Source organism: Clostridium muellerianum (assembly GCF_012926525.1).
Taxonomy (GTDB): domain Bacteria; phylum Bacillota; class Clostridia; order Clostridiales; family Clostridiaceae; genus Clostridium_AM; species Clostridium_AM muellerianum.
Genome location: NZ_JABBNI010000067.1, coordinates 1 through 23456, shown reverse-complemented (window position 1 = coordinate 23456; position 23456 = coordinate 1). Strand labels below are relative to the sequence as shown.

Annotated in this window: 26 protein-coding genes; 10 read left to right on the top strand and 16 right to left on the bottom strand. The window is 30.4% G+C overall.

All coding sequences use genetic code 11. The features are described 5' to 3' along the window. Positions 1–117 precede the first annotated feature (117 nt). The 10 genes from HBE96_RS24965 to HBE96_RS24920 form a co-directional block, all read right to left on the bottom strand. Positions 118–1098 (bottom strand): sensor histidine kinase, encoded by a 981-nt coding sequence (locus HBE96_RS24965; RefSeq protein WP_169300427.1) that lies wholly within the window; start codon positions 1096–1098, stop codon positions 118–120. Between the two features lie 10 nt (positions 1099–1108). Then, the gene (locus HBE96_RS24960; protein WP_169300426.1) at positions 1109–1801 is read right to left on the bottom strand and encodes a response regulator transcription factor; all 693 of its coding nucleotides are present in this window, start codon (positions 1799–1801) and stop codon (positions 1109–1111) included. A 265-nt stretch (positions 1802–2066) separates the two neighbouring features. Then, the gene (locus tag HBE96_RS24955; RefSeq protein ID WP_243187066.1) at positions 2067–3266 is read right to left on the bottom strand and encodes an alpha/beta hydrolase; all 1200 of its coding nucleotides are present in this window, start codon (positions 3264–3266) and stop codon (positions 2067–2069) included. A 184-nt stretch (positions 3267–3450) separates the two neighbouring features. After that, positions 3451–3891, bottom strand: coding sequence for a DUF4345 domain-containing protein (locus tag HBE96_RS24950; RefSeq protein WP_243187065.1), 441 nt, complete (start codon positions 3889–3891; stop codon positions 3451–3453). 125 nt (positions 3892–4016) lie between these two features. After that, positions 4017–4586: a flavodoxin family protein gene (locus HBE96_RS24945; protein ID WP_169300425.1), complete on the bottom strand. Its 570-nt coding sequence runs from the start codon at positions 4584–4586 to the stop codon at positions 4017–4019. Then, on the bottom strand, positions 4583–5101 hold the full coding sequence (locus HBE96_RS24940; RefSeq protein ID WP_169300424.1) for a PadR family transcriptional regulator: 519 nt from the start codon (positions 5099–5101) through the stop codon (positions 4583–4585). The genes HBE96_RS24945 and HBE96_RS24940 overlap by 4 nt, the downstream gene beginning before the upstream one ends. Before the next feature lie 829 nt (positions 5102–5930). Next, positions 5931–6128: a hypothetical protein gene (locus tag HBE96_RS24935; protein WP_169300407.1), complete on the bottom strand. Its 198-nt coding sequence runs from the start codon at positions 6126–6128 to the stop codon at positions 5931–5933. Positions 6129–6544: 416 nt separating this feature from the next. After that, positions 6545–7378 (bottom strand): DNA-formamidopyrimidine glycosylase, encoded by an 834-nt coding sequence (mutM, locus tag HBE96_RS24930; protein WP_169300423.1) that lies wholly within the window; start codon positions 7376–7378, stop codon positions 6545–6547. A 1-nt stretch (position 7379) separates the two neighbouring features. Continuing rightward, positions 7380–8276 carry a radical SAM mobile pair protein B gene (locus HBE96_RS24925; protein ID WP_169300422.1) on the bottom strand — a complete coding sequence of 299 codons (897 nt, stop codon included), beginning with the start codon at positions 8274–8276 and terminating at the stop codon, positions 7380–7382. Then, positions 8257–9231 (bottom strand): DUF1848 domain-containing protein, encoded by a 975-nt coding sequence (locus HBE96_RS24920; RefSeq protein WP_169300421.1) that lies wholly within the window; start codon positions 9229–9231, stop codon positions 8257–8259. The genes HBE96_RS24925 and HBE96_RS24920 overlap by 20 nt, the downstream gene beginning before the upstream one ends. Before the next feature lie 264 nt (positions 9232–9495). Here HBE96_RS24920 and HBE96_RS24915 point away from each other — a divergent pair, with 264 nt between their 5' ends. The 3 genes from HBE96_RS24915 to HBE96_RS24905 all read left to right on the top strand — a co-directional run bounded on the left by HBE96_RS24915 (position 9496) and on the right by HBE96_RS24905 (position 10694). Further along, positions 9496–9834, top strand: coding sequence for a winged helix-turn-helix transcriptional regulator (locus tag HBE96_RS24915; protein WP_169300420.1), 339 nt, complete (start codon positions 9496–9498; stop codon positions 9832–9834). A 4-nt stretch (positions 9835–9838) separates the two neighbouring features. Further along, the gene (locus HBE96_RS24910; RefSeq protein ID WP_206155070.1) at positions 9839–10381 is read left to right on the top strand and encodes a flavodoxin family protein; all 543 of its coding nucleotides are present in this window, start codon (positions 9839–9841) and stop codon (positions 10379–10381) included. A 163-nt stretch (positions 10382–10544) separates the two neighbouring features. Continuing rightward, entirely contained in the window at positions 10545–10694 is a 150-nt protein-coding gene (locus HBE96_RS24905) for a hypothetical protein (RefSeq protein ID WP_169300419.1), read from the top strand. A 201-nt stretch (positions 10695–10895) separates the two neighbouring features. On the opposite strand, the gene HBE96_RS24900 is transcribed toward HBE96_RS24905, so the two are convergent. The 6 genes from HBE96_RS24900 to HBE96_RS24875 form a co-directional block, all read right to left on the bottom strand. Beyond that, positions 10896–11843: an HNH endonuclease gene (locus HBE96_RS24900; RefSeq protein ID WP_169300418.1), complete on the bottom strand. Its 948-nt coding sequence runs from the start codon at positions 11841–11843 to the stop codon at positions 10896–10898. 16 nt (positions 11844–11859) lie between these two features. After that, positions 11860–12357 carry an LM5578_1851 family response regulator gene (locus HBE96_RS24895; protein ID WP_206155069.1) on the bottom strand — a complete coding sequence of 166 codons (498 nt, stop codon included), beginning with the start codon at positions 12355–12357 and terminating at the stop codon, positions 11860–11862. Beyond that, positions 12354–14822 carry a sensor histidine kinase gene (locus HBE96_RS24890; RefSeq protein ID WP_169300417.1) on the bottom strand — a complete coding sequence of 823 codons (2469 nt, stop codon included), beginning with the start codon at positions 14820–14822 and terminating at the stop codon, positions 12354–12356. The genes HBE96_RS24895 and HBE96_RS24890 overlap by 4 nt, the downstream gene beginning before the upstream one ends. 10 nt (positions 14823–14832) lie before the next feature. Beyond that, complete coding sequence (locus tag HBE96_RS24885; protein WP_169300416.1) at positions 14833–16743, bottom strand: Eco57I restriction-modification methylase domain-containing protein; 1911 nt, start codon at positions 16741–16743, stop codon at positions 14833–14835. 44 nt (positions 16744–16787) lie between these two features. After that, positions 16788–17375: a type IV toxin-antitoxin system AbiEi family antitoxin domain-containing protein gene (locus HBE96_RS24880; protein WP_169300415.1), complete on the bottom strand. Its 588-nt coding sequence runs from the start codon at positions 17373–17375 to the stop codon at positions 16788–16790. Between the two features lie 971 nt (positions 17376–18346). Continuing rightward, on the bottom strand, positions 18347–18919 hold the full coding sequence (locus tag HBE96_RS24875) for a flavodoxin family protein (RefSeq protein WP_169300414.1): 573 nt from the start codon (positions 18917–18919) through the stop codon (positions 18347–18349). A 143-nt stretch (positions 18920–19062) separates the two neighbouring features. On the opposite strand from HBE96_RS24875, the gene HBE96_RS24870 reads away from it, so the two are divergent. The 7 genes from HBE96_RS24870 to HBE96_RS24840 all read left to right on the top strand — a co-directional run bounded on the left by HBE96_RS24870 (position 19063) and on the right by HBE96_RS24840 (position 23346). Continuing rightward, positions 19063–19575 carry a MarR family winged helix-turn-helix transcriptional regulator gene (locus HBE96_RS24870; RefSeq protein ID WP_206155068.1) on the top strand — a complete coding sequence of 171 codons (513 nt, stop codon included), beginning with the start codon at positions 19063–19065 and terminating at the stop codon, positions 19573–19575. Positions 19576–19905: 330 nt separating this feature from the next. Further along, on the top strand, positions 19906–20130 hold the full coding sequence (locus HBE96_RS24865; protein WP_169300413.1) for a DUF1659 domain-containing protein: 225 nt from the start codon (positions 19906–19908) through the stop codon (positions 20128–20130). 155 nt (positions 20131–20285) lie between these two features. Further along, complete coding sequence (locus HBE96_RS24860) at positions 20286–20504, top strand: DUF2922 domain-containing protein (RefSeq protein ID WP_169300412.1); 219 nt, start codon at positions 20286–20288, stop codon at positions 20502–20504. Positions 20505–20648: 144 nt separating this feature from the next. Next, a complete protein-coding gene (locus tag HBE96_RS24855; protein WP_169300411.1) occupies positions 20649–20822 on the top strand; it encodes a YvrJ family protein in 174 nt (57 codons plus the stop codon). A gap of 454 nt (positions 20823–21276) precedes the next feature. Next, the gene (locus tag HBE96_RS24850; protein WP_169300410.1) at positions 21277–21870 is read left to right on the top strand and encodes a sigma-70 family RNA polymerase sigma factor; all 594 of its coding nucleotides are present in this window, start codon (positions 21277–21279) and stop codon (positions 21868–21870) included. 155 nt (positions 21871–22025) lie between these two features. Continuing rightward, complete coding sequence (locus tag HBE96_RS24845; RefSeq protein ID WP_169300409.1) at positions 22026–23018, top strand: DnaD domain-containing protein; 993 nt, start codon at positions 22026–22028, stop codon at positions 23016–23018. Then, positions 22972–23346 (top strand): hypothetical protein, encoded by a 375-nt coding sequence (locus HBE96_RS24840; protein WP_206155067.1) that lies wholly within the window; start codon positions 22972–22974, stop codon positions 23344–23346. The genes HBE96_RS24845 and HBE96_RS24840 overlap by 47 nt, the downstream gene beginning before the upstream one ends. Positions 23347–23456 lie beyond the last annotated feature (110 nt).

The following is a 23456-nucleotide window of genomic DNA, read 5'->3' as shown; positions in this document are numbered from 1 at the left end:
TAGTTTATAATAACAATTTGTAATCTGCTATCTTCAAAGCTTACAGGAATGTGACAGCCATGTAAGATTTCATAATTCAAATAAAAATAGCAAACAAATAGTTAACCTATCCATTTGCTACCTATTAAAACTTATTGTAACCTTTGTTTCCTCATTAATTTTAGACTCTATTTCTATTTCATGTCCTAAATTTTTGCATACTTCTTTGGCTATATATAATCCCATACCTGTAGACTCTCCAAATTTTCGTCCATTTTCTCCTGTAAAGAAGGGATCAAATACTCTCTTAATATCTTTATTTGGTATTCCGATTCCGCCATCAATAACACTTAACTTAATTTCTTTTTCTTCTTCATAGGCCTTTATAATTAGTTCTTTGCCCTTACCTTTTGAATACTTTACACCATTAACAATAAGCTGACCTAATACAAACTTTAGCCACTTATTATCACTATATACTTTTATATTCTCATCAATTTCTACTTTAGGTATTATTCTATTTCTTATAAAAGTCTTCTTTTCTTCATTTACCACATCAAAAACTAATTTCTTTAAAGCAACCTGCTGAGCTAAAAAATCCTTTTTAAAAGAATCTATCCTGGCATAATGCATTGCCATATTCAAGCCTTTATTTAACTTGCTAATCTCCTCTTCCATGCTCAAAGCCTTTTCTTCTCCTTGATATTCTTGAAGCTGAAGCTGCATTACCGAAAGAGGCGTCTTCATCTGATGTACCCATTGATTTATAAAAGTCAAATGCTCATTATGAAACTTGTTACATTTTTGTATTTCAACTTCATATAAATTATGCTGTTCCTTTAATAGATTAGAAATATCCCGGCTCAAATCTGAGCTTCCAAAGTCAAGAAAGGCATCATTTAGTGAGGTTACTCCATTCTTTAAAACTCTGTATAACTGCCTGTTTTGATAATATCTAAAAGCTAAAAAGCACATTAAAATAAATGTATTAAAGATTATTATATAAATACTTTCATAAGCTTCTATAAACCTCATAACATTAGAATATATAATTGTAAGCGCTAAACTCAATAAATATATAAAAATATAGCCTTTATTATACTTTAAAAATAATTTCATCTAATTCACACTACCAGGTTTTATTTAGCCTGTAACCTGCTCCTCTTATAGTTTCTATACCTTTGTCTATACCTAAACTTTGCAGTCTTTTTCTTATCCTGCTGATGTTTACACTTAAAGTATTTTCCTCCACAAACTCAATATCATCCCATATCTGTTCTAAGAGAAAATCCCTGCTTACTACCTTAGGATACTTTTTCATAAGAAATTCTAGAAGTATACCTTCCCTTTTGGTGATAATTAATCTTTCATCCTTAAATTCAACTTCCAGCCTTTCTGGATAGAACTTAAGACCATCAACTTCAACTATTTTTTCCTCAAGCTTAGGTGCATAATCACCATAGGCTCTTCTTATATGACTTTTTATTTTTGCAATAACAACATCATAGTAAAAAGGCTTAATTATATAATCATCAGCTCCACTATCTAATGCCATAACCTGATCCATTCCGCTGTCTCTTGCAGATATAAATATTATAGGAATTTTGGATTGCTGTCTTATCTTTTTGCACCAATAAAATCCATCATATTTTGGTAAATTAACATCCAGAAGTACTAAATCTGGACTATATTCATTAAATTCCTTCATTATATTCTCAAAATTTTCTGCCGCTGTTACTTCAAAACCATACTTGTCTATGTATTCTTTTAATAAAGTACTTATTGATGTATCATCTTCTATAATATATATTTTGTATTTCATATTAGTTTCTCCCTACCCTAGCTTTATTTTCATTTTAACACAATTCTTTTCTTTTTTTAAGATTCTATTGCTCTTTAGAAACATATAAAAAAAGCAGTAGAATTAACTACTGCTCTGCGATCAAATATCATTTTCAGCTTGATAGAATCTTTTATTTTAAGGTGTTTATATCTTACATTTCTTTACAAGTGCCTGACCCCTTTGTGAGGACAAGTGCATTGATTCCCCCCGCCAAACTCTAGTTTTTTTATAGATTCCTAAAAAACTATGCTTCTCTATTTTTAATTATTTTTATCCATGAAATGATAGTATCAAGAACTAATTTAGGATTTCCAGTATTACAATGACTTGCTGCATTCTCTTTCTCAGTAAACATTCTGTATGTTAATGATTTTACATTTTTAAGACTATCAATAGCATCTTTATATTTTTCTATACGTATTAAATGATCTTTTTCAGCACCTAGTAACATAAAATCCTGTGTGATCTTATCCGCAACATCCCTATATTCATATTTATTTGCTGCAAGCATATAATCGTAAGGGTTATTTACCCCCATATTATAAAAGCCATGATGCATTGACCAATCTATTAAAGGTTCCTTCTCCATCTGTTTATACATTATATTATTTATAGTATCTTTATCATTTTGTCTTAGCAATTTTGTTAAAGTCTCTTTTTCTTTTGTAGGAACAGCGTCAAGAAGTAATTCAAGCATGTTAACACATACACTCCAAGCTACAACTCTTTTTATTCGGTTTTCAAACGCCGCCGCCCTTGGTGCCAGAATAGCCCCCATGGATATGCCTATTATTGTCACATCACTTAAATTGTAATAATCTAGTAAAGCTTTTACAGGTCTTTCCCATTTAATTGAAAATTTAATTTCCTGTTTCCTTAAAAGATTTCCCTGACCTGGACCTTCAAATAGATATACCTCAAATCCATTTTCTCTAAGATACAATAATGAAGGAAAGAATTCTTCCATATAGGAATCAAATCCGCCATGTATTAGAATTGTGTCTATACACTCCCCTTCAGGTACAGCATGTATTACTGGAAGATACCCTTGATCATATGGAACATGGTCAAACTTTAATATTCCAGATTGAAACAATTCATCATGATATCTATAAAACAATTCTATTGACTTATCATATGTTTTTATTTTATCTGGATTACCGTCATACATAAAAAATTCTGTCATTCTGAAATATGCAATAGCATCTTTTATTCTGTCTTCCTTTAAAGCTTTTTTAGCAAGAGCCATCATTTCTTTTTCCCATGCTTTAATATCAGTTATTTTTTTAGCCAGTTCTAAAATTTCATCAAGATTCCCATTACTTACGTTGTAGGTTCGGTTTAATTGATAATTGAAATTAGGATTAGCATGTAATTGATATTCACCTAAATTGAAATCAACATTATTTTTCATATTAACCATCATTCCTTTCGTTGTACTCAAAGTACAAAAAATATACTCTATATTAAAAAGAGGTATTATTTTTCACGGTATCCCTTAATATTTAATTTTATTCTATTTTGTCTTCATGCCATATATTCTTCAGAAACATTGATATAGTTTTCTTCGTGGCAACGCAAACTTCTACACGTCCCATAATACTCATATTCGTACCCTAAATTATACATCATTTCAAGATACTTTTTTGCCACAACGTAAGAAGCGGAAAGCTAAATTCAAATAGCACGAAAAACACGTACATATATGAAGGCAATCCACACATTAATATGGATATCAATCGACCAACTCCACCAAGAAAAAAGAAGATCGCAATAACACGAAGCGTGCTCTTATCCTTATCAACCCGCGGGATCATCCACAACATTGTAATTCCAACACCCAACCATAATCCACTGTAAAAACGCATGTTGCTATCTAGCATAAGAAGCCCTTTTGAATACCCCTGCTCAGCTGAAAATCCATAATACCAATTAACCGCACCATAAGCAAATCCTAGATAAGCTGTGTATATGGCTAAAATCGCTATTAGAGCAAATATCAACTGCATGATACGTTTCGACACAACCTTACTCCTGATGTTCTTATTTATCATATCTACTTTACTCAAGCTAATTCACACTTCCTCTCTTATAAATTACAAAATAAAATCTATTATAATCCAACTATTTATCTCTTTTCTCAATTTAAGATAAATAAATTTCCTCGTATCAAAATCAATACTTTTTACAAAGGTTATTTTTGTATTATATCTTTTGTCAACTTATTAGCTACTTCCTTAGCTCTATCATTAAAATCAGGTGCTTCGCTTAATGGAATAGTATATTTTCCAATTAAATTGCATTTTAGCACATTTCTCATTGACCTATCGAAAATCTCCTTTGCAAGATCTGCATTTCCTTCTTCACTACCCATACATGTAATTAAAAGAGCAACCTTCTTTCCTTCAATTGATGATGTGTTGCTTGGAGAACCAAAATTTATTGTAAGACAATAATGCCTGTCAATAAAAGTCTTTAACTGTGAGGTGAAATCATAACAGTAAATAGGAGAAGCATATACAACAGCATCTGCCGATATCATTCGTTTAAATATCGATACCGCATCATCTTTCAAAATACATCCAGGTCCATCGTTATTTGCCATGCAAGCATAACATCCGATGCATCCTTTAATAATATGGTCACTAAGTTGCACCCTTTCTACCTCGTGTCCCTGTGAAATAAGATTTTCTTCGAGCATATCAAGAGCTTTCGCAGTTTTGCCGTTTCTTTTCGGACTTCCTAAAATAGTTATTATCTTCATAAAATTTCTCCTTTCAATTCCTTTAACAAATTATTGCTCCATTCTATTACGTAATTATAATAGCCCACTCCAAAAATCAATGTAGAAAATTCAAAAGTATCATATTTTCCCTTTACCTTGCTCTCAGCTTCATTAAATTTTTTATATACAGGCTCTACTTCATTAATAAAAGCTTTCAGCTTTTCTATTGCCCTTTCTTTCGGCAAAAACTTGAAGAAAAATATCTTTATAAGGTGATCTGGCTTTGTCCTTGAAAATTCCACTGGCAGTTCAAGCCAATTCAAAAACTCTGATTTTCCTAACTCAGTTATAGCATATAATTTTTTATACTTTCCTCCTTCAACAATCTCCCGTAAACTTATAACACACTTAGCTTCCATTCTCTTCAAAGCAGGATATATGCTTCCATAACCTGCATCAAAAAAGTTTGATGTACTTTCAGTCATTTTTTGCTTTAAATCATATCCACTCATTTCACCGCTCATTAAAAAACCAAGAATAATATACTCTAACATTTTTCACCTCCATATATACTTATAATATATATCATTTCGATATATATATTATAGATATATATTAATTCGTTATACTAATATTGTCAACATTATTGATTTATTTAATTGAAAATGAATTAATAACAACTAAATTTGCGTTGTATGCGAATCACTCCCTTTCTAATTTTTTCACAAAAAATTAGACGCTCATCTATGAACGTCTAATTCTGAAAAATGGATACCATTTTTAACAGTATCACTTAATTTCTAATTTTATTCTGTTGTGTTCCCACACTCCATATCGATAACTACAGAAACGTTAATATATTTTTTTAACTGTTTATTGCGGATTTTATCACCCTCATTTGTAAAAACAAAATGGTTGAAGAAGTGCCTAAAATTAAGGATTTCTATATAGTTTTTCGTTGTAGCAACATGCTTGTCTCCACATAGGCAGTATATGGAAACATAAATAATTCTAGTTTAACTCCTTGTTTTTTACATAGAACCAATATAAAATTAAGATAATATTATCAAAAAAGCGTATATTATGGATTTCAAAGAAGAAAACAAGGAATGCAGCAACGATGTGTTAACTATTAGCATGTGTGTCATTGCGAAAACTTGACTGAGCTTGATTCCCATTTTTTACACTCCAGTGCTTTTAGGAGATGATTGGAAATCATCTCCTTATTGCTAAAAAGCAGTAGAATTAACTACTGCTCTGAGGTTAAATATCATCTTCAGCTTGATATAATCTTTTATTTTAAGTCATTTATATCTTACATTTCCTTACAAGTGCCTGACATCTTTGTGGTGCCAACGATGAAATTCCATCTTAACCTAAGAATCATTTGATTTTTTCTATTTCTTCATCTGAAAGTTTTGTATATTTTTTAATTTTTTCTATTGGTTCATTATCCTTTAGCATTTCTCTTGCCATTTCAATAGCTTTTTTCTTTTCCCCTTCTTTTATTCCTTCTTTTATTCCATTTTCCTGTGCATGTTTTTCCATCTCCGTAATTATAAAGGCATTGCTTGCTACCATACTCTCTACCTCCTCTTTACTGGAACTTAATATCTTTACTGCTTCTTTTGCAAGTCTATCTTCTACTGAATTTTCTATCCAATGTTTTAATACTTGAAGTTCTTTTTCATTTAAACTATCAAAAAATAGTGCTATGGTTTTTATTCTGTTTATTATACATCAAAAGTATATGTTTATAAATATTATATTTTTTTAATTTTGACCTTCTAAATCAAGTTTTTTAAAATACGCTCCTTGTTTATATCTTACATTTTTTTAAGTGCCTGACCCCTTTGTGAAGGCAGTCTTTGCTGGACTCACTTGCTAATTTCCACTTTTTACACTCCAGGGGTCTTAGGATATGATTGAGAATCATCTCTTTGCTATTGGTGTATGCATCGTTAATGAATGATAGATTACTTCCCTAAGTACTATCATTATGGCGTTTCTCTCTGACAATTGGGACAGAACACGCTACTTCTGCCTGCAAGTATGATTTTTTTTAAATCATGTCCACACACAAGGCATTTCTCTTTTTCATGACCATAAACTTTAAGATACGGTGTGTTTCTGTAATCCTTACCTTTTCCGGCAAGATAGTCCTCTGGAGATATGGCATTCTTTTCGATGAAATATGCTAATGTTACTGATATCTGCTTTGCAAGTCTGTGGTATTCCTCCCATGTAAGGCTATTTGCAGGACGGCTGGGACATAAGCCTGCTGCAAACAGGATTTCATCTCCATAGATATTTCCTATTCCAGCCACCATACTCTGTTCAAGCAAACATTCTTTAATAGGCTTTTTCCTCTTTAACAAACAGTTATGAAGGTATTCCCCAGTCAGATTCTTGTCAAAGGGCTCCAGCCCCAGTTTATCAATACCCGTAAAGGTATCCTCCTCATCCTTTTTCAAAAACCAAAAACGGCCAAACCTCCTAGTATCAATATACCGGAGTTCATTTCCGTTTTTGAGAGAGAATACAGCATGGGTATGCTTCGCTTTTTCATATTCAGATGGAGTGATAAGTAGACACCCTGTCATCCTCAAATGCAAAACCATTCGGTCACCGCTTTCAAACAAAATGTTCAAAAATTTTCCTCTACGTCTAATACCTACAATGGTTTGACCTATTACATTATCACAGAAAGCCTCTGCATCCGGATAAGCTATAACTTGCTTATTACTAATATCGACATACTTTATCTTTTGTCCCTTAATTTGCGGTTCAAGCACACGTTTTACCGTTTCCACCTCTGGCAATTCAGGCATTTTATAGTTCCTCCTTATTCTTTTTCTTTGCCGATTGCTTTATTTCTTCATGATAAAAATAATTAACAATAATCGGTGGTTCATTAAATTGGCATCTAACAGAATCATCATCCCTTAGATATAGTAATCCATTTTCTTTAGCCAACTGACGCATTTCCATATCAAGCAGCTCCCAATAGTTTCGATTTCCATATTGGTATATTTCTCGATACAATGGCATGAGCTCAGGTCTCGTCTGTTGAATGTAATCAAGAATGACTGTTTTATAACTTCCACGAAGATTAAAGTTTTCAAGCCATATTAAGTTACACTTGTCTTTCACTTTATTAACAATTGCTGAAACATCAGTAATCCCTGGGAAAATGGGTGAAATAAAGCAGGTGGTGCAAATTCCAGCATCATGGAATTGCTTCATGGCATCAAGCCGCCGTTCAATGCTCACAGCGCAGTCCATGTCGGAGCGAAAGGTCTCATCCAGGGTATTGATGGACCAGCTGACACGTGCATCTGTAAAGGTCCTGATTAAGTCTAAATCCCGCAATACCAAATCAGATTTCGTTGCAATAGATAGCCTGATCCCACTGTCTTGTAGTTGTTTCAATAGAGAGCGAGTTCGCTGATACTTCGCCTCCTGCGGATTATAAGGATCGGTAACTGAACCGAAGAACAGTTCTTTTCCGGCATATTTCTCTGGCTTCCTGATGTCTGGCCAATATTTCACATCTAAAAATTCTCCCCATGGCTCCAGGTGATTAGTGAAACGTTTCATGAAAGACGCATAGCAATATTTGCAGGCATGTGTGCAGCCTACATAGGTATTGACTGAGTAATCACTGACAGGTAAATTAGATTTCGTTAGTACACTCTTCACTGATATTTCATTGATAATCGGTTTCATTCTTTTCCTCCATCTCAAATTCCAGCTGTCCACACACAACATCTTTCACTAAAAAACTTTTCTGCAAGCCGCTTTTCACCATATCAGTATCCTTCAAATGCCCTAGCAATAAAGGTGACTCCGAGTCATGATATTGGAAATTTTCAAAAGCCTTTTCCGGACGTTTATTAGCATAGCAATATTTGCAACCATTCATACAGGTATCATAAGCACCAATATCCCGACTTTCGATACAATGGCATCCTTGACGCATTCCTTTATGCTTCAATTCCCTGAATACAATGCTGTTGGCCTCTCCCAAAATCTTCAATGTCATACAGCCAGATGGATGGATACCGTATTGCTGAAAATCTCCATTTGTACCACATGTCTGAATATACAAACCATACTTTGCTGCAATTTTTCCTAACCCCTTCGCCAGTTGTTGCTTGTCTATATCGGTCAGCGAAACCAGCTCCAGCATATTGTATTCCAGCTTTTTATACATCTCCACAAAGCTGAAAATGCACCGTTCAACATATGGAGACAATCTCTTTGCCATGTTTTCAAAGGTTTCAAGATGGGTTTGAATGGTATATTTTTCTGTAAGCAGTATCGGATCATATCGCCAAGCCACCTTTTGTTTTCCCACAAGCTGTGACAGTTCAATTAACGTATTCATACTCTCTTCAATTGAAGGAACTCCAGGTTCCACATCCTTCCCATAAGCTGTAATAGTATAATAAAAATACGTATGGAACCCATCATTTATATGCCTAATATAAGAAAGAATAGGCTTATAATTTTTGGAACAGAACACTACACAGTCCACTTTATCCGATGTCAATTCATATCTCGTTACTTTACTTGGAAACAACGGATTGCGGGAATATACGTATCCTTCTTCAAAACGCTTTAGTAACCATTTTGTATAGTATTGTACAATATCTGTTCGTCCTCCAGTATTAATAATCATGAAGTTCCTCCTTTCACGCATTTTCTTACAGCGAGTATAACACATGAAAAAAGTATCAGCAATACTTACCTTTTCTTCAGTATATGAAGAAAAAGTGCGTACTTGCTTAAGCTTCCAATCTTTGCTAAACTAAAGGCACAAAGTAATTGGAATAGCTTGCAACACATATCTTATGCTAAAGAGCTTCCTACAGTTTTCAAGTTGCTCTTTGTCATATTTTTTTATAGAACATAATTGAGACATTGGAAGGAAAGGAGAATAAATATGAATCGTGCCGAACAAATACGACGAGAACTGGAAGATACAGATTTTAGCTATACCTTATCTCGCATAAACGGTAAGTTCAAAATTATTGTCCTTTACTGCCTTGCAGAATATGGAACTGTTCGTTTTAATGAAATGAAGAAATATATCCCCTATATTTCTTTTAAGATGCTGAGTACAACACTGAAAGAACTGGAAACTGACCATCTAGTGTTTCGCAAAGAATATCCACAGATTCCACCCAAGGTAGAATATAGCCTCACTGAGCGTGGAAATTCGCTTTTGCCAATTCTTGACAGTCTTTGCAAATGGGGAGAAGTTAATCGTAAGGAGGAGTAACATCATGAAAAAAATTGTAGTAATAACAGGTAGTCCACGTAAAGCAGGAAACAGTATGCTGATGGCTGAGGCATTTATTGATACTGCAAAGAAAAAAGGTCATAAGGTACAGCGTTTTGATGCTGCTTTTCTTCAGATTGGCCACTGCAATGCCTGTGAAACCTGTTTTCAGACGGGAAAAGCCTGCAGCTATAATGATGATTTTAATACAATTGCACCAGCAATACTTGAAGCAGATGTTGTTGTTATTTCCACTCCGGTATATTGGTATGCCGTTCCTGCACCTCTTAAGGCTATTCTTGATAAACTTTATAGCTTTGTGGTATCTGATCGTAAGGTTGCAGGCAAGGAATGTATTTTACTTGGATGTTGTGAAGAAGATGATATGTCTGTACTAGATGGTATTCGTGTTCCCATTGAACGAAGTGCAGCATATCTGAAATGGAAAATGATTGGAGAAGTTTTAGTTCCCGGTGTATGGCTGGCCGGAGATATTCACAAAACAGATGGATGTAAGCGAGCAACTGCTCTGGCAGAAAAGTTGTAAAACTATAATAATTTTCCTTAAAATTAACGATTTTAAAGTTTTTTAGTAGATACTCATTGTTTATATCTTACATTTCCTTACAAGTGCCTGTCTCTTTTGTGAGGGCAGGCTTTGCTAGACTCACTTTTTAATTTCCACTTTTTACACCCAGGGGCCTTAGGATATGATTGAAAATTATCTCCTTGCTAATATAGCTACTATACTAGTTGCACATACTGAACTTGCAATGATAAAGGCACAGATATTAAATAATAGAGGATATAAATTAAATGTTCTTTATGTACCACAGGCTAATTTTTTAGAGAAGGTATGAACAAAGCCACCGACATTACTAAATCGGTGGTTATAATTAAAAGTGACAAGATATTTTTACACGAGAAACTGTCCCTTATCTCAGGCATATATAATGTCCGAGATTGCTTTAATTCTATCTATACACTTGTACAATTTTAAACCATGGTAATCTTTTCTTAAACATATTTTACACCTAGTAAATTCATTAATTTTTCTACAATTAAATTAATAACTCACTAGTTAACTTAATTTGCTTTTTAGTTCCAAATTTACTTAAATCATCCTTACTTATATTATTTGATATTGGATAGAAATATAGTTTGTCCAACTTAGGATAATAATACAATATACCAAATTTATAGCTTAGCCTTTTATACCACGTTTCTAATCTTTCTTTATCTATAAATTTTAATTTTTCTTCTTTATCATTTTGTGAATCATCAATACATAACTCACAATAACAACTGTATTCTCCCACTTTAATTTTAATATCCATATTATATTCTTCAAAAACAATACTACTTTTAATATTATGCTTTAAAAGATGTTCTTCAACTAACTCGAAATTCTCATTTTCAGACAACTTAGAAAGTTCTCTTTTCTTATCCAAACGTAAATTATCTAGTTGTTTAATTAATTCATGTAGATTCCCTGTATCTTTTTTATTAGAAAACTTCTGCAAAATTTCATCAACTAACTTATCTATAATTCTAATATTATTATTTCTATCAACTCTACGTTTTCTGATTCTAATATGATGTCTAGAATTAAGTTTAAACGTATTAATATAAAATTCGCCTCGATCATTTGCTCCCTTATATTTATAAAGAAATTCTGGATTGTATCCACCTAATATTGGTGGATTTGATCCAGAAAATATTTCATCCTGACATGGATCCAATAGCATTTTACTCCATGTATCACTTTTTTCGCTGTTACATTTCTCGCAAGAATAATATAGATTATTATATAAATGTGGATTGAATTTTGGATCATCATCTGATTGTGGTCTAAAATGGTCTATTTCAAAGTATGCCGAATCAACTAATCCTACTTCTTTTTCTTGTATTTTACAATAAGCACATTCATGTGAAAAATCGTTTCTTAAATACTCCTTACATTTAATAGTTCCATAATTTGCCCACCTATTTTTCCTATGATACTCCATGCATATTTCCCTCCAATCATTCTTTAGTATCTAGTTTTGAACTAATTTCTCTCAATAATTTTATTGTATCCGATTCTTCTGATTGCTGCCCATCAATTGACTTATAAATTAAATTCTCCTTTCGTAGTTCGCATGCTCTCTTTATTTTCTCGGCTACATCTTTATATCTCTCCACAATTGTATCTTTTTTTAATTCATAATCATAATCACCAAATTGGTCAGCAAAATCCTCTAACTGATAATTTGTAAGTAATACAGCATATATAGTGCTATCTGATTTTCGTATTTCTCGTAATACATCTATTCCCTTATATGTAACTTGTTTATCTAGATGATAATCAATTATTAAAAAATCAACATTCTTTTCTAATACAATATCATAAAACCTTTCCAAGTTTTCAGGAAGTTTGTCAAGACATTCTAGTTCTAAACCTTCTAAAGCAAATAATTCGGTATATATTTTAATATTCGCAACCTCATCTTCTATAAAAAGACCTTTTAACTTTTTAATCATTCATCACTACCTCCTTTAGGAAATAAAACTATAAATTTTGCTCCCAACAGAGCTTCTGATCTTTCAACTTTTATTTCTCCATTATAGTTTTCAACAATGTCTTTTACAATATTCAAACCCAATCCAATTCCTTCTTCTTTTGTTGTTTCAAAAGGTCTAAATATATCATTTTCTTTTCCTTTTGGTACTCCATTACCAGAATCCTCAAAGTTCAAAATAATATGTGAAATACTTTGTTTAATTTCAATCTGAATTATACGTTTTGTTCTTCCCTTTACTTGCTCAAAGGCATTTGTTATCATATTTATAATAATAGATTCTAAATCTATTTGTTTCATAAAAAAGGTAATTCCTTCTTGGCAATGATACTTTAATTCAACATCAAATGATGCTACAATATTACTATAGAATCCACATACTTCTTTTAATACAGTATCTAATTCTACATCTACCCTAGATTCTCGTTTTCTTTTTCTTAAGAAATTAACTATAAGGTTGCTATAAGAATATATTCTTTTAAAATCATCGTTAACAATTTCAATAATATCTTTAATTTTTTCTTTTTCACTATTTATATCTAAGTAAATATTGGCGAGGTGAATACTTGTTTGAATCCTACTAACAATATCACTTGTCTCATGTCCAAAAGACCCTGTTAACATTCCAAGTGAAGCTAAATTTTTATAAAGATTCAATTCACTTTCTTGAAAATTAATTTTTTCTTGATACATTTTTTTAGTATCATTATAATGTTTGTCATAATCTAGCTGTAATTTTTGAATATCAGATTTTTTTCTTTCTGAATCTTCAATATAAGCCTTTACTAAAATTTCCAACTTTTTAGGAATATCTTCTTTATTAACTACTTTTGTAACTTCTTCAATTTGCTTAACAAAGGAATTACTCTGATATTGTTGCTTTACATTATTAAATTGATCATCTATTTTAGATTTCTGTTCTTCTAATATTCTTTCTCTTTCTTGCTTTTCCAAATAAGCCTTTCTTCTGACATCACTAATTAAATTAGTACAACGGGTTATAAAATGTTTTAATTGTTCGTAAGCTTCATTTTCAATTATTCCTTCCCTATTTGTAGCATCTACTAGTAATGGATTTGTGATATCACTAATCTTAATTACTCCAATAACCTGATTGTTACCAACTAAATAGCCATGTGTATCTTTTACTTTCTTTTGATCAAGGAATAGCCAATCATTTCCAATATCACCATAAGGTTTTACTCTAAAGCTATCACGATAAATTTTAATTCCACAATAAGTATCCAACATTTTTTGTGCAAATCTAAAATTGTATCCTGCACCTGCATTTGTAAGATTATTAGAGTCACGTAAAAAGAAATATATTTCAGCATCTATATCTCCGCAAAGATAAGGTTCCTCTGAAACCTCTTCAATTAAATCACTTTTACCATCCCTATCATTATAACATATATGTACTTTTTTTCCATTATTATATATTTTTGCTTCAACTTTAGCATACTTCAAATCTAATATTTCATTTACTAAAATAATATCATCAATTTGAAACTCTGGTGCAACTAATTCTATTTTAAATGGATCTTTTTCAATCAAATCTGGCGCAACTAATAACCTTAACTCTTTTTGCAGTTTATCAATATCCTTTTGCTTCCATTGATCTCTTAACCCTTTCATTACTAAAATCATGCCCGTTTGTGGTGTATTTAAATTATATTTTTGATAAATATCATTAAGTAAGTTATAAACAATTACATCTTCTTTAGGATCAATAATCTCTAATGAACTTTCTACTTCTTCAACTAACTGTTCAATATCTTCATATTTTTTAAGTATAGGCACAATATCATTTTTTAAAATATCAAGGAACTCTTGATTATAAAACATAGAATACTTAAGTTCTTTTTTCTTTAGCAAAGCAGCTACTAAATCTTTATCCTCTTTATCAACCTTGTTTGTGAGAAAAAAGTATTCTATTTGACTGCAAATAAACTTTGCAGCTGATGGATCTTCATGATCTTTTAAAATATTAATTCTTTGGATTAATGATGAAATATTTATATCTTCAAAGCTATTCCAGTTAATATTTACTTTAAAAGGTTCTTCATTACTAGTAAAAGAATATATACTTACTTTTTCTGCAATTCTTTCTACTGAAAATCGTCCAATACCCTTTTTGCCAGCTTTTTTTCTTCCTTTTATAGAAAAAGGCTCTGTGACCTTATTATTAGTTCCTATTACCATCCATTTATTTTCAAAATCTTCTTGAGTCATACCAGAACCAGTATCAATAAGAATTATTTTGCTATCTGGTGTATTAGGTTTATCTAAAATTATCTTTACTCCATAAGCATCAGCATCATAAGAATTTTTTATAAGTTCAACAAGAGCTGTCACAAAATCTGTCACAAGTTCTCGTCCCAACTGACTAATATGCCTTGAATTTGTTCTAAACTTTAATTTTTTCATCTATTTCACCTCAATACTTAATAATAAAATCAGTTTCGTTTTCAGATAACATATATGACCTGCAAACTAATAAATCTAATTCCTTTTGATATTCCTTTAAATTTTTCATATATTTTCTCACAAACTGTGCAATCTCACTTATATCTGTTATTGGGAAGGGAAGCGAATTTAGCTCATTTGCCGATACTTGTGTATTTCCACTCTTACTAATAAAGATATAATTTACTAATTTTGAATTAAGCATTCCTAAATAATAATAAAGCACTTCTTTTTCTAATAAATAGCTCTTTCCATCATTGTGGCATAGAAAATTAACATGATTTTCTAAAAAATATGTTTTATAAATTTCTAAAAAACTATCAGGAATTATACATGCCTTCAATCGAATATCCTTTTCAAAGTTAGTAGTTCTTTGGACTAAAAGACGTCTTCCACTAAGTGCAAACGTTTTTGTCTTATCATTAATTTTTGCAAATTGTTTTCGTTCCTTGTTAGAGGAGCATTGATTAAAATTGAATTCTAAAGGTTGTACATTGCCACCATATATGATAGGAACTGCTTGCTCCTCATAATCCACAATATCTTCCTTGTGTTGATTCCAAACAAAGAGTCCATTACTAAATTTAAGATTTCTATTATCACTATCCATTGATAAACTATTTGCATATACTTTATCTAAAATATCATACATCTCTACTTTTCTATTAATTATGAAAATATTATTATATGATTGATTCATCATTAATTTTGATCTAGAGATTTTAAACTCAGCATTTATTGAACCATTACCATCATAAAACTGAATTTTGGTTTTAGTGTTTGCTACTGGTTTATTTTCCAAACATATAATAAGTACTGCTTGTTCTGCTCTATCAAATATATTCTGTCTAGAATCTATATGTATGATAGATTTAATCCTTAAACTAGACATTTTAGCTCGCAATTTTTTAAAATATAGACCAGATCTTATAGACTGAGGAACAATAAAGCACATGATACCATCTTTACTTAAATGTTCTATTCCCCAATGCATAAAAAATGAATATATATTAGGTTGTCCATATAATATATCATCATAATCAGAAATTTCTTTAATGGATTTCTTGTTAAGTTTAAAATAGGGTGGATTTCCTAAAATTATTGTATATTTGTTAGAATCATTTTCAATTATAGTATTTTTCCATTGAACATTTCTAAACACTGTATTTGATTGTAAAATAAATTCAACTACATTTTCAAGTTTTGATCCTGCTTGCACACACATTTCATACATGAGATTTATCTTTGTTGCAAGTATTGCAAACGGATTCACATCAAATCCATAAACATTTTCATTCACATAGTGAATTAACTCAACTATGTGAAACTTACTTTTTAGCATTTTCAAAGTTTCAATTAAAAAAACCCCTGTGCCACATGCTGGATCAATCACTGAATCTCCCATTTGAAGATTTTTCAAACTACTCTTCATTTCCATAATTATTCTTTTAACAATATCAACTGGAGTATAAAACTGCCCTAATTTCTTTTTAATATCTTTATTAATTAATTTATCATGTTGATTTATCAAAGAATAAACATCCAAACTATTATCTATCTCTAGTTTCTCTAGGTATTTCTTTAAAAATTTTTCTTCTGGTTTATACCATGAAAAAAACTTATCTTTATCTAACTTTATTAAAAATAAAAGATAGTTCTGTTCTTTGCAATTTAATATTTTTATAATAACAAATAAAATAACATGGATAAAAGCTATCTCAAAGCTTATAGTTTCATGCAATAAATCTTTTTTCAATTCAACAACAATATTCTCTTTAGAAAAAGACATTTTTTCATAATACCTAGCTTCAAATTCTTTTGGAAGTTTACCTTTAATATCTTTAGCTAAAAGATTTATTATATAGTTTAATTTTGATTCCATATTAACTTAGCCCCTTAATCTAAAATTTTTATACCTTAAAACTATTATAGAAACTCTAAATAACCATTCAGTATTCTTAAAACATTTAACTTTTTTGCATATTCCATGAGTTTAGATAAATCTTTTTCGGGACTATCATTATATATTTTCAATGATTTTACTATAATTTCATTATTCACCTTGCTCCTGCTGCGAATTATATCGCAAATGCTACGCTCAATATCATATGATCTTACAATTCGGCCATAATTCGTTATAATTTCTGTAGTACCTAATAAATATAATTCCATCTTTATCGAATAGACTTTCGCTCCACTCCTAATAAGACTTTTAGTATTCATTCCAGTTTTAACAGTAACATTTTTTTGTTCTGGAGGATCTTTTAAGTATTGATGCAGATACAATGCTGATTCATGCGAAAAAATTGATTGATCAAATCTCATTTGAAAACAATACATATCATCTATACTATTCGTAGATATATAGATACCTCTTTCAAAACGTTGTAAAATTCCCTTTTTCACAAAATCAGAAAGATATATACGAGGGATTCCATGTTCTGAAGCCATTTTAGTAGAAACAATGCCACCATTTTCTCGTATTAATTGTCTAAGCATTTTTGAATAGTCCATATCTTATTCTCCTTTACAAACTAGCTAATATTATATACTTCTTTAGCAATCTTGTAAATACCCCTCCTTTTTGTTCGTGCTTATAAATAAAAGTATTAAAAAAAATCTATTTATAAAATAGTTTTAATAAAAAATCTAAGATAAAAACTAAACAGTAAATTACAATGACATTACTTACACATTTTTATTAAAAATATAGTCATTTAAAATCTAATAGAATAAACTATTATTTACATTAAATAATGGTATACATATAAATTAATATACATAATAGCAATTCTAAATACTATATAAAATTAGATTAAACTCAATTATGAACAACGCCATCCTTTTATTTCATTGTTGATAAAATATTCAAATTGTATATTTTAAAATTAAATTAATCTATAAATAATTTCAATCTACTCTCATAAATTCAACACTATTTTTGCATGACTACAAACTTTATGTAATTTAAAAATAATTATCTAATATTATAAAAACCCTCAAGTAAATTCTTTACACTCAAAAGCTTAAGAAAATATATTTTCTAACTAGATATTAAGAAACTCATAGAAATTTTTATTCAAATCCCTATAAGTACCTCTATATAAGTTTTTCTTTTTGAATTTAGCTAGTATAAAAACTATGAGACGTTATGCCATTAATTATAACCAATACTCAAAACCTAAACCTCAATGCAAATATCTTTATTTCTGCGTAGTTGCACACTCCCTAAAACAAAAATTCCTTCAAACCTAAGTCTGATGGAACATAACACACATCAATATTCACTTAAAATCCTTTAAATCCTTTGACATCTGCCTATTTTTTTACTAGTTTAACTCCTTGTTCTTTACATAAAACGAATATAAAATTAAGATAATATTATCAGAGGAGCGTATATTATGGATTTCGAAGAAGAAAACAGGATATAGGGTATAATGCTTTTCAAATTATTAAAGCAATATACTATTTTACCTCCCTAAAAATTATTTACTTCTAATAGCACAGTTAAAGTCGTTGAACATTTTTTCTGCAACTACTGATGCTCTTTTTTCAAAGTCAGGCTTTATACTCCATTCCCCAACATATGTACCGACAACTGTGGTTTTAAATTTATCTCCTTTATTTATATCAAAACCACGTCTAAACATTGTTTGAATAAGGTCTGCATTATTAGCTTCTTCACCTCCGCAGGTAACTAGCATTGCTGAAAGTTTTCCTTTTATCAGATCCTTATCCATTATGCTAAAGTGTCTGTCCGTAAGTGGTTTAAGTTGAGCGCTCATACCATAGCAAAAAAGTGGTGTTGCATATATTAAAGCATCTGCAGCAAGCATTTTTTTAAATACCATGTCCCAATCATCCTTTTGAGGACATCCATGTTCTGAGCTTTTACCTGTGCAGGCGTAACATTCTTTACAGCCATTAATGTTTATATCTATGACATTAATTCTCTCGATTTCATGTCCAGCTTTTCTCATCTTGTCTTCGAATAGTGATAGTACAAAATCAGTTTTTCCGTTTTTCTTTGGACTTCCCATAAAAGTTAAAAATTTCATTTTTATTCTCCTTAAAATTCTTTTTTTAATATTAGTCAACGCATTGTCTAAATGTAATATATACCCTTAAAAATAATTTGTCAACCCGTTGTCTATATGTGATATAATATTTTTATTGACTATATCAGTTAGGAGGATTGAATTTGGATAACAAAAATTTTAACGAACTAGAATATATAATGGATCAGACATGTGCTAGTCTCATGACGACTTCAAACAAGCTTCAGACTGCAGGTGATAATTACTCCGGAGATCTAACACTTAAGCAGATGTTAACACTCTTAGCAATACTTCATATACCTGAAGGTGATGCTACAATCATAAATATAGCAGGTAAATTGGGCACCACTAAGCAGAATGCAACAAGGATTATCAAAAGCCTTGAGAAGAAAAAATATATTTCAGTAATGCCATCAGAAAAGGATAAAAGAGCTGTTAATGTAGTATTGACAGAAGCTGGCATCTATTCTGTTTCGAAAAATTCAAAGGATGCTAAGAAAAATTTTATGAACGATATATTTAAAGATTTCAGCAAAGAAGAATTGGAAACATTATGGAGGCTCTTAAAAAAACTATATAGTTATGATGGTGTTCCAATGGATGGGTTTGAAGAAAAATTTAAAATTCCGATTATTTCTGCTGAGTTGTTAGAATAATTAAGAAAAAGCAAGTATCCTAACTATGGATGATTTTATTAAATTGCTTGATAATAATTTAGAATATTAAATACCACTCTGAATATTACTTCAGCGTGGTATTTATAAACCATTATTTTATTTATATATTTCCATATGTATCAATATTATAATTCTTATTTGTGTAAAATGCTCTACTATTGTATAGTACTACTACCTATCAAAAAAATTTCTGATATATTCTTCTAACAGTAATTGCCTGATTTTCTTTAATCCTAAAACATTCTCTAAAAATCTCTGTCCCCTTTTAAAAACTTCTCCCTATATATTAAGTGAAAGGAGATGGTAATCATGGCTGCAAAAGCAACAAAACTTGAAACTGTAATGATTCTTAAATACCCAGACGGGGTGGATAAAAACGGGAAGGAGGTAATCAAGAAACAGAGTTTTTCAAAAATCAAAACTTCAGCAGCGGATCAAGATCTTTTTGATGTAGCAAAGGAATTTGAAAAACTGCTTGGAAGAACTTTAGATGAACTTATAAGAGAAGACCAAAGTGGAATAACTAATGCTTAAAAATAATACGAAGTACTATTTTTAGAGGACAGTTGACAGAAGACAATGGACAGTGAAGGTTGATTTTTTGCTAACTCTAAAAAATGCTTTGCATTATGATTAAACTACAAAAATTAAACATTTAACTATTTTAAAATGAAAAAGGAGGTTTTAGTATGGCAAAATCGTTATCTATGACTTTTTTAAATGAAGATGGAAAAAAATCTTCTATAACCTTAAACAACGTTAAGAATGATATTACTGAAGCTGAAGTTAAAGCAGCTATGGATGTAATATTGGCTAAAAATATATTTACATGTGGTGGTTTAGACTTAAAAACAAAGGATTCAGCTCACTTAATAGAAAGAAGCAGTTCAAGCTTAGCAGTAAAGTAAATTTTTAAACTCATAATATTTATTACGGGCTGTTACACTAATTAGTGTGTCAGCCCTTTTAACACCTATACATGTTTTTTAACTGTTTATAATTGATAGTGGAAAGTTGAAAGTTATGTATGATTATCCTTGGAGGTTTAAACTATGGAAATAAATCTTGTAAATTTAATAGGCAATTTAGGTTTTCCTATTGCAGTATCCGTTTATCTTTTAGTAAGAATCGAAAGCAAAATGGAAAACTTAACCTGCAGCATAAATAATTTATCCAATGCTATAAACCAAATGTTACTGGATGAAAAAAAGTCAAATGATCCCTGATACAAAATAATCAACTTTAAAAAATTCTGATTGTTAGTAAGCCAATCAGAATTTTTTTTGAATTATTTTTCCCATAAAACTTATCTATATAGAAAAAATTCAGCACTAAAAGTAGTTATGTTTCTTCCTTAATTTTAAACAATCAGCATATAACACTAACTTTTTCACGTATTGTAGAAAAAAGCTGTATAAATAAGTAAAACGATTTATGCAACATTTCATTCATAAATTGGAAATAAGCTATTGAAGAGTAAAAAAAGAAAGAGGGGTAATAATATGCTTACTTACGAAACTAATTTTCAAAATTTTCCAAAAAAGTTAAGGTCCAAAGATAATGAGTCCTTTAAGGAACTATTCAAATACTGCAAAGGATTCATTATAAAAAACTATAACGAGATCAAATCCTTGTTGAAACTTTGAGGTGGTTTCTTATTCTTATTAATTGTATTGCTGGGTGGTGATTATTATAGAAGAACTTGAAGATTTAGTAAAAAAAGCTCAAGAAGGAGATAAAATATCTCTTAAGCAGATACTGAAAAGATTTCAAGGCTTTATTTATAAAACTGCTAATTCTATTTATATAAATGGATATGAAACAGAAGATCTTATTCAAATAGAAAACTTTGCTTTATTTAAGGCTGTATTTAAATATAACTGTAACTTAAAAAATGCCTTTACAACCTATGCTAATACTGTTATTAAGAATGCTGCAAATAATGAACTGAGAAGTGCTCTAAATAAAAGAAATGGAGAAAAATTTGAATCTAGTCTAAACAATACTACAAAAGAAGGTACTGAGTTCATGGACATGCTTTTAAGCCCTGAAGATATTGAAGAAAATTTTCTATTAAGGGAAGATAGTAAACTTTTAAGAAAAGCTTTACAACTTCTTCCCTGTGACTTTAGAGAAATTATATACTGGTACTATTTTAAAGAAAAAACCTTAAAGGAATATGCAAAACTCAAAAATATAAAATATGAAGCTGTAAAAAAGAGAAAAGAAAGAGCACTGGAGAAGCTAAAACAAATTATTATATCCAAAACTTAATTAAAGATTTTTCGTAGTGTAATGGAGAAAAATCCTTCTTCACTGTCAATTTTCCTCTGTCCTATGTCCTCTGAAAAAGTTGCTTCGGTTACTTGCAGTTGTGTTGTATAATGCTTAAAGTTTAAAAATATATAAGTAAAGGAATGGTGTACATTATGAAAAAAGTACTTTTAGAAAATGAAATTACTATGGTTTTTCAGCCTAAGCTTGCAGAAATTTTTGGAGTTACGGAAAGTATAATACTTCAGCAGATGCATTACTGGCTTTTAAAAAGCAAACACATAATAGATGGTACTCCTTGGATTTACAATAGCTATGAAGCCTGGCACAGTCAAATAAACTTTTTATGTAAAAGAACCATAATAAGAGCTATAAAAAAACTTGAAGATGCTGGAGTAGTTTTAAGTTCTAATTTTAATAAATCAAAAATGGACAAAACCAAATGGTACACCATAAATTATGAAAAACTTGAAAGCTTATATGATGCTTTTGTGGATAATGAAAATTCAAAAGCTCAACATGATTATGATTCTAAAAATAAAACTTATGAAAATTTAAATGAATCAAATATCTCCGCAGAAAAAGAATGTAGATCTTCGAAACATGTTGATAAAGCAAATAAGTTAATTAATAGGTACAACTTAGCTTCTTCCGTAATGCCAAAAAGTCAAATGGATAACGCCAATTTTAATAAAGCAATACCAGAGATTACTACAGAGACTAGCTTTAAAGAAGAAGAAAAAAAGAGAGAGTTCAGCGATGTTGTAAATTTTTACAGAAAAAATATAAGCTGTGCTAGTCCTTATGAAATTCAGCAGTTAAAAGTTTTTATGGATGATTTTGATTCCAAAGATTTAATTATACTTGGAATGAAGCAGGCCTTAAAAAGTAATGCTAAAAATTTAAGATATATTGAAAAAGTTCTGTACAGCTGGAAACATAAAGGGTTAAAGCAGGAAGAAGAAGTTATAGACTTTTTAAAGAATTATAAAAAACATAAAGGAGGAAAAAAAGTTGGAAAATCAGAGAGAGACTATGGAAAGAGTCCTTACTTTAATTCAAAAATTGAGAAAAGAGAATATGGAAACCATAAAACAAAGGATGAAAAAAACATATGGCATCAAAGAGACCTGGAAGGGCTCATCTGAAACTGAAGCTAAAGAATTGTGTCCTATTTGTGGTGGAAAAGGCTATATTATAAAACACTCTCCTGATGCTCAAGATACCATTATATTCTGTAAGTGCAGAGAAATGGACAAGGTTAAAAGAATGTGGAGTTTTTCAGGCATAGAAACTCAAAAAAATAAGCTGACTTTTAAAAATTATAAAATTTATAATGAAGCCACAGAAAAGGCAATGGATACTGCTCTAAAATACTTTAAAAGCTTTAAGCTCATAAAAAACACTAGAAAAAATAGTATAGCTTTTTTAGGACAAGTTGGCAGTGGAAAATCACACCGTATGAATTGTTTCTAGACAATCTGCATAGAAATATGCAATAAAACTAGAAGACTGATGTTCAGTCTAACTTCATATCTGAATTATTAGGTGAAATTCCTATGATGTCTTAATGTTGGAAGGCATGC